The 13,067-nt window shown below is 71.6% G+C and carries 12 protein-coding genes; 10 read left to right on the forward strand and 2 right to left on the reverse strand.

Annotation, left to right across the window (positions count from 1 at the left end):
* Positions 1-69: 69 nt before the first annotated feature.
* Positions 70-1,230 carry a mechanosensitive ion channel family protein gene (locus LX83_RS04095; protein WP_253767186.1) on the reverse strand — a complete coding sequence of 387 codons (1,161 nt, stop codon included), beginning with the start codon at positions 1,228-1,230 and terminating at the stop codon, positions 70-72.
* A gap of 305 nt (positions 1,231-1,535) precedes the next feature.
* On the opposite strand from LX83_RS04095, the gene LX83_RS04100 reads away from it, so the two are divergent.
* The 8 genes from LX83_RS04100 to LX83_RS04135 all read left to right on the forward strand — a co-directional run bounded on the left by LX83_RS04100 (position 1,536) and on the right by LX83_RS04135 (position 8,831).
* Positions 1,536-2,045, forward strand: coding sequence for an NUDIX domain-containing protein (locus LX83_RS04100; RefSeq protein WP_253767188.1), 510 nt, complete (start codon positions 1,536-1,538; stop codon positions 2,043-2,045).
* A 500-nt stretch (positions 2,046-2,545) separates the two neighbouring features.
* Positions 2,546-3,124 carry an LmbU family transcriptional regulator gene (locus LX83_RS04105; RefSeq protein ID WP_253767191.1) on the forward strand — a complete coding sequence of 193 codons (579 nt, stop codon included), beginning with the start codon at positions 2,546-2,548 and terminating at the stop codon, positions 3,122-3,124.
* A 582-nt stretch (positions 3,125-3,706) separates the two neighbouring features.
* Positions 3,707-3,958, forward strand: coding sequence for an acyl carrier protein (locus tag LX83_RS04110; protein ID WP_253767193.1), 252 nt, complete (start codon positions 3,707-3,709; stop codon positions 3,956-3,958).
* Between the two features lie 111 nt (positions 3,959-4,069).
* A complete protein-coding gene (locus LX83_RS04115; RefSeq protein WP_253767195.1) occupies positions 4,070-5,740 on the forward strand; it encodes an AMP-binding protein in 1,671 nt (556 codons plus the stop codon).
* A 33-nt stretch (positions 5,741-5,773) separates the two neighbouring features.
* A complete protein-coding gene (locus LX83_RS04120; RefSeq protein ID WP_407649473.1) occupies positions 5,774-6,478 on the forward strand; it encodes a hypothetical protein in 705 nt (234 codons plus the stop codon).
* A 26-nt stretch (positions 6,479-6,504) separates the two neighbouring features.
* On the forward strand, positions 6,505-7,287 hold the full coding sequence (locus LX83_RS04125) for an acetoacetate decarboxylase family protein (protein WP_253767199.1): 783 nt from the start codon (positions 6,505-6,507) through the stop codon (positions 7,285-7,287).
* Positions 7,288-7,469: 182 nt separating this feature from the next.
* Positions 7,470-8,189 (forward strand): Crp/Fnr family transcriptional regulator, encoded by a 720-nt coding sequence (locus LX83_RS04130; RefSeq protein WP_253767201.1) that lies wholly within the window; start codon positions 7,470-7,472, stop codon positions 8,187-8,189.
* An 81-nt stretch (positions 8,190-8,270) separates the two neighbouring features.
* Positions 8,271-8,831, forward strand: a complete 561-nt coding sequence (locus LX83_RS04135) for a Pycsar system effector family protein (RefSeq protein WP_253767203.1) — start codon at positions 8,271-8,273, stop codon at positions 8,829-8,831.
* 476 nt (positions 8,832-9,307) lie between these two features.
* Here the strand turns inward: LX83_RS04135 and LX83_RS04140 are convergent, their stop codons facing one another.
* Positions 9,308-9,502, reverse strand: coding sequence for a hypothetical protein (locus LX83_RS04140; RefSeq protein WP_253767205.1), 195 nt, complete (start codon positions 9,500-9,502; stop codon positions 9,308-9,310).
* A gap of 661 nt (positions 9,503-10,163) precedes the next feature.
* Here LX83_RS04140 and LX83_RS04145 point away from each other — a divergent pair.
* Together LX83_RS04145 and LX83_RS04150 are read left to right on the forward strand one after the other, a co-directional pair.
* The gene (locus LX83_RS04145; RefSeq protein WP_253767207.1) at positions 10,164-11,093 is read left to right on the forward strand and encodes a proteasome assembly chaperone family protein; all 930 of its coding nucleotides are present in this window, start codon (positions 10,164-10,166) and stop codon (positions 11,091-11,093) included.
* Between the two features lie 581 nt (positions 11,094-11,674).
* Positions 11,675-12,973: an ABC transporter substrate-binding protein gene (locus tag LX83_RS04150; protein WP_253767209.1), complete on the forward strand. Its 1,299-nt coding sequence runs from the start codon at positions 11,675-11,677 to the stop codon at positions 12,971-12,973.
* Positions 12,974-13,067: the final 94 nt, after the last annotated feature.

The raw sequence follows: 13,067 nt of genomic DNA on the forward strand, positions 1-13,067 counted from the left end.
CAACGGCTGTGCCGCCCGCGCTCGTCGGTTCCGTTTCCGCCGGGACCGAGTGGGCCGGGCGCACCGGAATCAGGGCTCGTGCGGGCCGTTGAACAGGTGTACGCGTTCCTCGCCGTCGGCGCTCTCGCCGAACACCCGGGCGTCCTGGTCGGTGTGCTGGCGCTGCGTGGTCGCGGCCGTCCACTGCTGGGCGCGCGCGGCCACGTTCTCCAGTCGGAGCCGGGGCAGTGGGGTGGGCTGGTGGCACTGCACCCACTCGACCAACCGCTCCCGCACCAGGCAGCGCAGATCCCACAGCGTGGGCGCGTCGGCCGCGCTGACCAGGGCCCGCAGCCGCACCATGGTGTGCACCGCGTCCGTCACCTGGAGCACGCACACCCGCCCGTCCCACAGGTCCGTGTCGCGCAGGATCCGCCGCAGTTCCTCGCGCAGCGGTTCCACCGGCACTGTCCAGTCCAGATCGATCTCCACCGTGCCCAGCAGGGCCGCCTCGGTGCGGGTCCAGTTCTGGAACGGGTGGGACATGAAGTAGGAGGTCGGCAGGACCAGGCGGCGGTCGTCCCACAGGTGGATGACCAGGTAGGTGAGGGTGATGTCCTCGATGCGGCCCCACTCGCCCTCCACCACCACGACGTCGTCCAGCCGGATGGCGTCGCTGAAGGCGATCTGCAGACCGGCGAAGACGTTGCCCAGCAGCGACTGGGCGGCCAGCGCGGCGACCGCGCCGACCACGCCGGCCGAGGCGAGCAGGCTGGTGCCGGCCGCCCTGGCGGCCGGGAAGGTCATCAGCATCGCGCCCACCGCAACCACCGCGATGATCGCCACGGTGACCCGGCGAACCAGGGTGACCTGGGTGTGCACGCGGCGGGCCCGCCGGTTGTCCCGGACATCGGTGCGCACCCGGGTCAGCGCGGCGTCCTCCACCACCATCAGCAGGGCGGCGAGCAGCCACGCCCCGGCCGCGATCAGGGCCAGGCCCAGGACGTGCACCAGGGGACCGCGCCAGGCGCCCGACGGGCTGACCGCGAGCAGCGCCACGTGCACGGCCAGCAGGCCGGCCATCCACTGGGTGGGGCGGTAGGCGTGTCTGCCCAGTTCGGTCAGCCAGGCGGACCGGCGGCCGACCCTGGTCACCAGCCGCCTGACGAACGCGACCACGGCCAGTGCCACCGCCAGGGCGGCCGCGCTCACCAGGACGGTGACCAGCACCTGAACCCACGTGTGCGCCACACCGTCTCCTCTCGCTCGGCAACGTCCTGAGTGGTGCCTGTACCCATCCCGGCCGACCGGAACACCTGAATGTGACGTGTGTTCACTTTTCGTCCGGGTGCCGGGAGCGCGGTGCACGGGTGCGCAACGCGCCCTGCCGCGGCCCTGACCAGCCCTGCTGGCAGTGCCGGACAGGAGTGGCCGGCGGGGGCGTGCTGGGCGCTCGTGGCCGTGGTGACCAGACACCCGCCACCGCCGTGCCTTGTCCGCACCGCGCTCCACAGCGGACCATCGTGGTGACGGGCGGCAGGAAGGGGAGTGCGAGCGTGGTGTCCTCACCGGTGGACGAGGTGGTGACCGTCGTCGACGACGCGGACCACGTGATCGGTCCGGAGTCGCGGGGCGAGGTGTACCGGCGGCGGCTCCGGCACCGAGTGGCCCTGGTGCTCTGCTGGGACCAGCGGGGCCGGCTGTTCGTGCACCAACGCACCGCCACCAAGCTGGTGTGGCCCGCCCACCACGACGTGTTCGTGGGTGGCGTGGTCGCGTTCGGCGAGGACTACGCGCAGGCGGCCGAGCGCGAGGCCGGCGAGGAACTCGGAGCCCAGGTGGCCACGCCCACGTTCCTGTTCCACCACCGCTTCGACGGGGAGTACCCGGAGTGGCAGGGCGTGTTCGAGACCGTGGTCTCCGGCCCGGTGCGCCCGCAGGTCGAGGAGGTGGGCTGGCACGCGTTCCTGCCCCTCGACGAGGTCGTGGACCGGATGGCCGGGTGGACGGTGGTGCCGGACCGGATCGACCCCTTCCGCCGCTACCTCGCGGAGCGGTCCGGGTAGCGCGACGGCGGCCCGGCGGTGCGAACGGGCCCGGTATGTGCTGCCGCCCGCAATTACCGTGGGTAAGGAGAACTACGGCGTCTGTGCGTTCGTTGCAAGCCGCCTGCTCCATCTGGGGTCACCTGACTGAGGAAGGTTGACACTCCATCAGTCGGCTGCGAAAACTGCTCCTGGTGATTTCTCGGACCGCGACTGGGTGGCTAGGGGGCGACTCTCATCCTCCAAAGACCATGTGTCCGCGTACTTCTCCCGGTGTGCGCGCGGATGAGCGAAGAGCCGATATCCGGTGCGGACCACCCCCAAACCCTTCCCTGACCGCCATTGGTCAACCGGTCGGGCCGCCGCGGCCAGTACCGCGGGTGCCGACGGCGTGAACCGATGGCGTCGCGGTGCGCCGGGTGCGACAACTGGGGATGCTCCAGGCCTTGAATCTGGCGGGTCGCACAAAGTCATCGGTGTGATGTGGGTGCGCCGGGCAAGGACGGAAGGGAGTGGCGTACATGGCGACGCGCGTCGAGGCCGTGCCCGAGCAGCGAACGTCACGTACTGATACCCGTGGCCAGGCGAAGGTCAGTCCTGTCGCCTGGGAACCGCATGCCGAGATGGATCTGGTCGACTGGTTACAACAGGGTAAACGGCTCGGGTCTATTGGGCGTGGCGCGGCCTGGTGGATCGGGGACTGGGTGAACTACGGAAACGCGAAGTTCGGCGAGAAGTACACCCGGGCGTCGCGCACCACCGGTTATGACATTCAGAGCCTGATGAACATGGCGTACGTGGCGTCGCGGTTCGAGGTCTCCCGACGTCGGGAGAACCTGTCCTGGAGCCACCACGCCGAGGTCGCCGCGCTGCCGCCGGAACAGCAGGGGCACTGGCTCGAACTCGCGGCGCGGAACCGCATGTCGGTCCGCCGCCTGCGCGACGAGTTGCGCGCCCTGCGGGCCCGCCGAGCTGCGGCGGAGAACGAGTCTGAGCAGGTCACGGCCGCTGTCGCGGTGGTCGAGGCGCCCACTGACCAAGCCGTGGCCGAGCCGGTCTGCCCGCGGTGCGGCTATCACCTGGAGCAGGCCGAGCAGTAGGTCACGCATGCCCGACCGGTGTGGCCGCGCCTGCCCGGTGCTGCCGACCGGTCGAGTGGGAACGACAGCCGGTGGCCGGCCCGGCCCCGCGCCGGCCATCGCCTCCGCCGCACCGAGCCCACCTGGCCGCGCTCCCGCTGTCCGCGTCCGCACCCGCGCTCGGGGCCGAATCACCGAGTGCCCGCCAGGTTTTGTCTGGTGTTCGCCGGCCCGCGTCGCCAGCTGTCCGACCGCCGTTTTCCACTGCTCCCGCGTGAGCGGGGAAATCCCGGCGACCAGGGCTGTTCTGGCGATGCGCACAAAATCGACCGGGGCCCGGTCCGGGCGCTTGTGCCCAACCCTGGTCCAAATCCTGCTCGGCTGTCCGCACCGGCCGCCACCGGCTTTCGTCGTCGGGGCCCGGTTGCGTATTGTCGTCGTCGGCCGAGTGTTGCGGCACCCGGCCTCCGATTCGGCTGCGGACTCGGGCGAGGTGAAGTGGCTCCAGGAATGGGGAAACGTCTGACCTGATCGTGCAGTCGGATCCGGGGCACGTTCTTCCTGCGAATTTTCCCAATCGCCGAAACCGAAAGGTGGCGTCGCATGATCACGGTCGACGAAATCGCGGATCTGGTCCGGGCCGAGATGCGCGGAAAGTCGCCCAGAAAATCGAACATGGACAAGAAGACCAGCATTGACGAACTGGGGCTGTCCAGCCTCCAGCTCGCCACGATCGTGTTCACCCTTGAGGAGGAACACGGGATCGAGGTCGACCCGGCGCGTGCCGCGGGCGTGCGGACGCTGGGTGACCTGGCCGGGCTGGGCAACGAGGCGCTCGCCAGCGCGCCGCGCTGAACACGGGTTCGCCGCGGGGGACCGACTGGTCAGGGCGCGGCCACCGCGGCGGCCGGGGCCTCGACACGGGCGACCAGGCGAACCGGTGACCAGGGGCAGGGAGACGGGGTTTTGGGAGCACCGCTGTCGGGCGCGGCCAGTGCGTCGGGTCTGTGGGAGGCGCTGACCGACCGGGCCGCCACCGCCCGGTCCGCACTGCACTGCTGGGTCGGCGACCGCTTCGACTCCGCGCCGTGGCGACAGGTGGTCCGCGACGCGCAGGCCATGACCGCCGGCCTGCGCCGCGCCGGGGTCCGGTCCGGCACCCGTGTCGCCGCCGTGCTCACCAACACCCCGCACGCGGTGCGCGGGGTGCTCGCGGTCTGGCTGGCCGGTGGCGCGCTCGCCTCGCTGCCGGCTCCGGCGCGCGGCCTGGCCCGCGACGAGTACGCCGGGCAGCTCACCGGGATCTGCGCCCAGCTGGGGCCCACCCTCTTCCTGACCGACCAGCGCACGCTCGACGTGCTCCCGGCTAGCCTGGGAGAACACGTGCCGGTCCGCAGCTGGGAATCCTTTGTGGACAGTGGGAGGGTGGATCCGTCGCCGCCAGGCGACGACGAGCTGGCCTTCGTCCAGTACTCCTCGGGCAGCACCAGCGCCCCCAAGGGGTGCGCGCTGACGCCGAGGGCGATCGCCGCCCAGCTCGACCTGGTGATGAGCGTGCTGGAAGGGCGACCGGGCGGCGAGGTCACCGCCTCGTGGCTGCCCCTGTCCCACGACATGGGCATGTTCGGCTGCCTGCTCACCCCGTGGGCCCACGACTTCGAGCTGTGGCTGTCCACACCGGAGCGGTTCACCTTCTCGCCGAGGACCTGGTTCGGGGACCTGGCCGAGTTCGGCGCGACCGTGACCGCGGGCACCAACACCGCGCTGCACCTGAGCGCCCGCGCTGGCCGGTCCGCCCGCCTGGGCAGGGGACTGCGCACCAGGGTGTGCGTCCTCGGCGCGGAGCGCGTCGACTGGGACACCCTGCGGCTGGCCGTGGACGCGTTCGGCCCGCACGGGCTGCGCGCGGAGGCGTTCACGCCGGCCTACGGGCTGGCCGAGGCGACCCTGGCGGTGACCGCGACCCCGGCCGCGCAGGCACCGCGCCACCTGGTGCTGGACGCGGTGGCGCTCGCCGACGGGGAACTGGTCGAGGTGGCGCCGGACGACCCGGCGGCGACCCGGGTGGTCAGCGCCGGCCTGCCGGGCAGGGGGGTCGAACTGGTGGGGATGAGCGCGGACGCGCCGAGGGAGATCCAGGTGCGGTCCGCCAGCCTGGCCGAGGGCTACCTGGGTGACGAACGGCGCACCCGCGAGCACTTCCGCGACGGCACCCTGCTGACCGGGGATCTCGGCTTTGTCCGCGACGGCCACCTGTACCCGGTGGGCCGGGTGGACGACGTGCTCTCGGTGGCCGGCCGCAAGGTGCACGCCCGCGAGATCGAGAGCGCCGTGGACGGCCTGGACGGGGTGCGCCGCGGTTGTTCCGCCCTGGTCGGCCACTACGACGGCGGCGGACTGCGGCTGACCCTGTTCGTCGAGCTGCGCCGGGGCCCGGCCGACTACCGCGCGCTCGCCGAACGGGCCGCCGGCCTGGTCATGGCCAGGGGCGCGGTCGCGCTGGACGAGTGCGTGTTCCTGGAACGCAACAGCCTGCCCAGGACGCCGAGCGGCAAGATCCAGCGCCACCGGTGCTGGCCGTTGTTCAGCACCGGCCGGTTCACGCCGCTGGCCACCGTCGACCTGGCCGCCGGGTAGCGGCGTCGGCCGCGGGTCGACCGGTCGACCACAATGAGCCGCGTGGAGCACGTGGTGGAGCGCTGGTGGCGGGTGGCCCTGGTGGTGGCCGGGGTGGCGCTGGGCGCGTTCCCCTGGGGTGCGCCGCCCGTCGGCCTGTTCGGCGTGCTGCCCATCGTGGTCTGGTGCTGGGGCCTGGCGCGTTCCCCGCGGACCGGGCTGGCGGTCGGGCTGGCCCTGCTGGCGCTGCTCGCCTGGTTCGTGCTGCCGCGTGGGCTGGGGTGGTCGGGCCGGTGGGTGCCCTCGGCCGTCGAGGTGTACTGGCTGCTCCCGGTGTTCGCGGCCGTGCTGTGCGCGATCGGCGTGCTGGTGGAGCGGCGCCGGCTGGCCGGGCTGGGACGGCTCGCGGCGATGGTGCTCGCCGGGCTCGTCGCCACCGGGTTCGTGCTGTTCGCCCAGCTGGAGGCGCCGCCAGGTGACGAGGGCGTGCTGCCAGGACCGCCGGGGCTGCGGGTCGCCGAGGGCACCGGGTGGTGTGGCTCGGGCAACTGCGCCCGGGAGCTGGACGCCACCGGCGACCGCGCCCACGAGCTGGTGCGCGCCCACCTCGCGGCGCGGGGGTTCGCGCCCCGACCGAGCCTGTCCTCCGGTGACGAGCGGGTGTGCCGGCTGACCGGGCTGGTGGCGGCCCACGAGGTGTGCGCGGAACTGCGCGACGTCGCGGTCGACACCGTGCGGGTCCTCTGGTACGTCAACTAGCGCGGTCCGTGGCGGACGTGGTCCGCGTGGCGTTCACTGGAGCGGCCGGCGTGCCGGCGCCCGCCAACGGGCCCCGCGGCCGACCGGACGAGTGCGGAGGACACGTGGTGCGGCAGAACGAGCGATCCGGCTGGCTGACCAGCCCCTCGGGCGTGTGCTACCCGCCCCAGCCGTGGCAGCTGGGCGGCACCCTGGTGGCGTCGGTGTTCCGGGTGCCGGTGCGAGAACTGCCGCCGGTGCTGGCCGAGCGGGTGCCCGAGCGCACCCGGCCGGTCGTGGTCGGCGGCGCCGCCCTGGTCGCCGCCGCGTTCGTGCACTACCGGCCCGGCGGGGTGCTGCACTACGACGAGGTGCTCAGCTGTGTCCTGGTCCGCTCCGGCACCCGGCCGCGCGGCACCATCGCGCACATCTGGGTGGACAGCCGGCAGTCCAGGGCCGGTGGTCGGGAGTTGTGGGGGATTCCCAAGGAGCTGGCCGACTTCAGCCGCACCGCGACCGGGCGCGAGATCACCGTCGAGTCCACAGTGGACCAGCAGGTGATCGCCTCGGTCCGGGCCAGGTTGGGGCCTCGGCTGCTGCCCGGCTGGCCGGCCGTCCCGTTCGCCACCGCGCAACGCCTGGACGGCACGGACACCGTGGCGCACAACCTGGTGGTGGGGCGGCCGCGGCTGCTCCGTGCACAGTGGACGTTCGCCGAGGCGGGTCCACTGGGCCACCTCGCCGGCCGCCGCCCGGTGCTGAGCCTGGCGCTGACCAACGCGTCGATCACCTTCGGGTTGGCCACCACCCGGTCCGCCGCCCGCCGCTGACGGCAACGCGCGGTCCGTTCCGCGTTCGGGTCAGCCGCGCGGCGGCGGGTGCGCCCCGGCCTGGATTCGCCCACCCGCTGTCGCCATCCGTGTCCTCGAATTGTTCTGATCACCCGAATGGCCCTGCCTGAATTGTCAACTCGCGCGGTTTGCAAAGTCGACTCGCGGTCTACGGTCGGGGAATGGGAATGGACTTCACCGAGAACCTGCCCATGGTCGACTCCTTTGTCGCCCGGCTCGATCCGGCGGACCGGGCGGTCCTGCTGGCCGCCGGTGCGGTGCGGTCCTTTCCGGCGAACACCACCCTGCTGCACCAGGGCGACCTCAGCTCACACGTGATCATCCTGCTCACCGGGTTGGTGAAGGTCTCGGTCACCACGGCCAGCGGGTACGAGACCATGCTGGCCCTGTGCGGTCCCGGTGAGCTGCTGGGTGAACTCGCGGCCGTGACCGGCGACCCGCGCTCCGCGTCCGTGCACACCCTGCAGTCGACCAGCGCCTGGCTGATCACGGCCGAGCGGTTCGTGGACCTGCTGCACCAGCGCCCGAGCATCGCGGTCGCGCTCGCCAAGGACCTCGCGCACCGGCTGCGCGGCTCGGACCTGCACCGGGTCCGGTACGGCGCGCACAGCGTGCACCAGCGGCTGGCCGCGCAGCTGCTGGACCTGGCCGAGCGGCACGGGGTGGCCGGCCCGTCCGGCACCACCATCGGCATCCCGCTGTCCCAGCGCGAACTGGCCAGCTCGGTCGGCGCGTCCCGGGAGGCCGCCGCCCGGTTCCTGCGCGACCTGCGTGAGCGGGATGTGCTGGTGACCCTGCGCAGGAAGTACGTGATCCGCCGGCCGGAGGTGCTGCGGTCGATCGCGCGGAGTGTGTACAACGACACGGAAGGCCTGTGCTGAGCGACATCGTGGCACCGGCCGGATCCGGCGATGCTGTTCGCAACGAATCGTGGCACGCGGACCGTGGAGGTGCATCGCCCGATGCGGATAAATCTGATCGGTTCGACCCGCCGGAGCCGGGACAACACCAGCGACGACAACAACACCGAGGACCGTTCCGCTGCCGAGGGCACCGCCCTCGTCGAGCGGATGCTCGCGGACAACCAGGCGGAGATCGGCCGGGCCGACCAGAAGGCGTTCACCACGCTCGGTGTGCTGGGGGCGGCGACCAGTGTGGCGCTCGGTGGTGCGCTGACCGAGCAGGGGATGGGCCTCCACCTGGCCGGGCCGGCCCAACTCGCCCGCTGGGCCGGCATGTCGATGGCCGCGCTCGCCGTGCTGCTGCTGCTGTTCGCGGTGTACCCGAGGTTCCGGGACCGGGGTGACCACCGGCGGGTCAACTACTTCGGCCACACCCTGGACCTGGCCGACGAGGCAGCGCTGAGCCAGGGGCTGCGGAACACCGCGGATGATCCCACGGCCGCGGCCGTGCGCCAGTTCCGCGCCACCAGCCAGATCGTCATCGCCAAGTACCGGCTGGTCCGGTGGGGGATCTGCTGCTGCGGGGCGGGCATGGTGCTGATGCTCGCCAGCTTCTTCTAGGCCGCTGTTCCGGGGCATGCGCTCACCCGGATTCGGCGCGCTGCTCGCCCGCTGTCGCGGGAGCGAGCGGGCGTGGGTGCCGACGGGTGACGGGAAGAACCGGGGCAAACACATCATGCGATGTGGTGTCGGCCATCGTCGCCACGCAGAGTGGCACCTGGCCCCCGGTGCGGGGGAACGCGGTGAAGGAGGGGGAGTAACAGGGCTTCACCGCGGCACGGTCCCGGCGGCAGGGGAGGCGCCGGGGCCGTGTCACCGCTTCCGCCTCCCACCTGGTGCTCCGACTGGCCGCTTGTCCGCCTGTCCGGGCTGGGCGGACCATGAGACCGGCTGGACTGGCGGAGGAGGACCCGATGCTGATCAGCTTGTTCGGGCGGTGGCTGCTCCGCCGCCCACCCTCGGACGACCACCCGTGCCTGTGCAACGGCAACGAGTTCTGCCTCCAGTGCGGCTGCCGCTGCCACTGCCAGTAGGCACTACCGGATTGTCAGTGCCAGGGCCAGGATCACGAATCCGGCCGCGCCGAGCCAGAGCGCGATCAGCCGGCGTTGGAATCGCGCGTCGGCTTCTGGGTCGGCCACGCGACCTTCCAGCTCCAGCCGCACGATCACGTCCTCAACGCATCGCCACAGCCGCACCGGCAGGGCGAGCACTCGCAGAAGACGGGACATGGGCCGATCGTAACCAACGGGTGCTGCGCCAGCGGCCCTGGAAGTTGGTGGATATCCCAAGTCCTGGCGGGTTCTCGAACGACCCGGTGCGCCGCCGCCGCGGGCGCCCGAACGCACCGCCCTCGGCCGGTCGCCGCGCACCCGACCGAACCGAGGGGTGGCGCTTTTGTCCGGTTGGTCCGGGCCCATTGTCCGAAGAGGACTGGCAGGCGTTGCGGACCGGCGCCCCCGCGTGACGCCCTGCTCGCGCACGGCGGTCAACCGGTCGGCGCGCCCGGGAATCGCTCGCTGAGCGCGACGATCTCGTTGCGTTGGGTGCCTTTTCCGGTTCCGGGGAGCCGGCGGACAGCCCGGGGCATCCGGCCACACCGCGGGTTTTCCGCGCTGGCACGAGGTTTTGTTGATGCGGCACACTGCCGGGCGTCCGCCTGGGACACTGGTGGGACCGCACCGGCACACCCGTCGGGTGCGACGGCAGGGCCAGGACGTGCCCGCGTGCCCGGCCGATCGGGCATTGAGCCGGTTGGCCCAGCCATCCGTGCTCGACGCGGGGCAGCGGTGCGCTAGCGTCCTGATGACCAACGCCGGACGCGGAATGAAACCGCGACCGAACCGCGTTGGCACTGCCAAGAGGACGAGCGATACCCGTTTGGAGGTCATGGTGGCGCTGGATCCAGAGAACCTGTACGAGGTGGATTCGGACGTGCCGGATCTGACCGGGGCGGTCCTGCTGCACTACTTCGACGGCTTCATGGACGCGGGCTCGGCCGGTCAGGTGCTCGCCGAGCACCTGCTGAAGAGCCACGAACACCGCGTCATCGCCCGGTTCGACGTGGACGACCTGATCGACTACCGCTCGCGCCGGCCGGTGATGACCTTCGCCACCGACCACTGGGAGGACTACCAGGCCCCCGAACTGGTCGTCCACCTGCTGCACGACTCCTCCGGCACGCCGTTCCTGCTGCTCACCGGCCCCGAGCCGGACCGGAGGTGGGAAGCCTTCGCCGCTGCCGTGCGCAGCCTGGTCGAGCGGTGGGGCGTGCGGCTCAGCGTGGGGATGCACGGCATTCCCATGGGCGTGCCGCACACCCGTCCGCTGGGTCTGGTCGCCCACGCGAGCCGGGAGGAACTGGTCGCGGACCACCCGAAGTTCTTCAACCGGGTGCAGGTGCCCGGCAACATCGCCGGCCTGCTGGAGCTGCGGCTGGCCGAGGCCGGTCACGACGCCATGGGCTTTGCCGTGCACGTCCCGCACTACCTCGCCCAGTCCACCTACCCCGCGGCCGCGCTGACCCTGCTGAAGGCGATCACCGACGCGACCGGTCTGGTGCTGCCGACCGACGCGCTGCGGGAGAGCGCGCGGCGCGCCGACGCCGAGATCGAACGCCAGGTCGTCGAGTCCGACGAGGTCGCCCAGGTGGTCCGGGCGCTGGAGCGGCAGTACGACATGTTCACCGAGGCGTCGGGCAAGGAGAGCCTGCTGCTGGACCCGAACGAGCCGCTGCCCAGCGCTGACGAACTGGGCGCTGAGTTCGAGCGGTTCCTGGCCGAGCAGCAGGAGCGTCCCGGCCCCGGCCCGCAGGAGCACTGACCGCGCGGGCGCCGCCGATCCGCGCGGCGCCCCACCGGCCACCACACCCCACCGGCCACCGCGACGATCCGGTCGTCGCGGTGCTCGCTGTCGCCCAGCCCCACCTGTCTCGGCTCGTCCGGCCGACAGCGGCCACTCGCCAGCTCGCGGCCACCACCTCCTGACCAGCGTGCCGCCCTGCCGCCCAGCGCGGGGCGCGCGTCCGCTCGGGTGACCGCCGCCCGGTCCGCTCCGGCCCGCTCCCCGCCGTCGAGGATCGCCCCGGCCGAGCGTGTCGAATTGTGCGTCGAATGACGTGTCGAATTCCGTCATCGCGATTCGACAAAGCGCCGCCGAGCGCGAGCGCATCGGTTCCAAAACAACTCCGGTGCCCCATTGACTCGTTTCGCTCCGGGTCCTAGCTTCTTTTCGAAGCGTTTCGACCACGATTGACAGCCGGTTTTCTGCGTTATCCGGGGCAGCGGAGGGGACTGATTGGCGGATGCCGAACCCGACCTGCCCGCCGGGGCGGGGGTAGGTCCCCGACCAGGCATTGCCGACCTCGCCACCAGGCAAGCCCCGCAACCCGTGGAGGAACAACGATGTTCAAGCGAGGACAGCGCGCGGTGTTCGCGGCACTCGCGGCCGCCGCGATGGCACTGACCGGATGCGGCGGCGGTTCCGGCGCCGACTCGGACCCCAACACCCTGCGGCTCTGGCACTTCGAGGCGCCGAACAGCGCCATGGGCGTGGCCTGGAACGAGGCCATCAAGCAGTTCGAGGCGAGCCACCCCGGGGTCAAGGTCCAGGTCGAGGAGAAGGGGTTCGAGCAGATCCAGAAAACCGCGGCGATGGTGCTCAACTCCAGGGAGGCGCCGGACATCCTGGAGTACAACAAGGGCAACGCGACCACCGGCCTGCTGGCCAAGCAGGGCGTGCTCACCGACATGAGCGAGGAGGTCGCCAAGCGCGGCTGGGACAAGCTGCTCACCCCGGGGTTGCAGACCACGGCCCGCTACGACGAGCGCGGCGTCATGGGATCCGGCAAGTGGTACGGCGTCCCGAACTACGCCGAGTACGAGATGGTCTACTACAACAAGGACATGTTCGCCGAGCACGGCATCGCCGTGCCCACCACGCTGGACGAGTTCACCTCGGCGATGGACAAGTTCGTCAGCGCCGGCATCACCCCGCTGGCCGTCGGCGGCGCCGAGTACCCGGCCCACCAGATCCTCTACCAGCTCGCGTTGAGCAAGGCCGACCGCGCCTGGGTGGACCGCTACCAGCGCTACACCGGTCAGGTCGACTTCCACGACCCCGCCTGGACCTACGCCGCCACCACCTTCGCCGACTGGGTCGCCAAGGGCTACCTCAGCCAGACCTCGGCCAGCGTCAAGGCGGAGGACATGGGCGCCTCGTTCATCGCCGGCAAGTACCCGATCATGGTGTCCGGCAGCTGGTGGTACGGCCGCTTCTCCGACGAGATCAAGAACTTCCAGTGGGACACCTTCCTCTGGCCGGGCAACGCGCTGAGCGCCGGCTCCAGCGGCAACCACTGGGTGATCCCGCAGAACTCCACCAAGAAGCAGCTCGCCTACGACTTCATCGCGATCACCCTGGAGAAGGGCATCCAGAGCAAGCTCGCGGAGACGGGCGGCGTGCCGGTGGTGGCCGACCTCGGGCCGATCAGCAACCCCAAGGCCGCGCAGCTGATCGACAACTTCACCGCGCTGTCCCAGGGCGACGGTCTGGCGTTCTACCCGGACTGGCCGGCGCCGGGCTTCTACGACGTGCTGGTGTCCGGCACCCAGAAGCTGATCAACGGCAGTGCCGGGCCGAACGAGGTGCTGGACGAGTTCGCCGGGCCCTACCAGGAGAACCTGGCCAACGTCGGCAGGTGACGGTGTCCGCCCCCGCACCCGGGCCGGGGTGGCGCGCCGTGACCGCCGCCCCGGTCCGTCCACAGCAGACTCCCCGGTCCGCGGGGTGAAAGGC

The organism is Goodfellowiella coeruleoviolacea (assembly GCF_024171785.1).
GTDB lineage: Bacteria > Actinomycetota > Actinomycetes > Mycobacteriales > Pseudonocardiaceae > Goodfellowiella > Goodfellowiella coeruleoviolacea.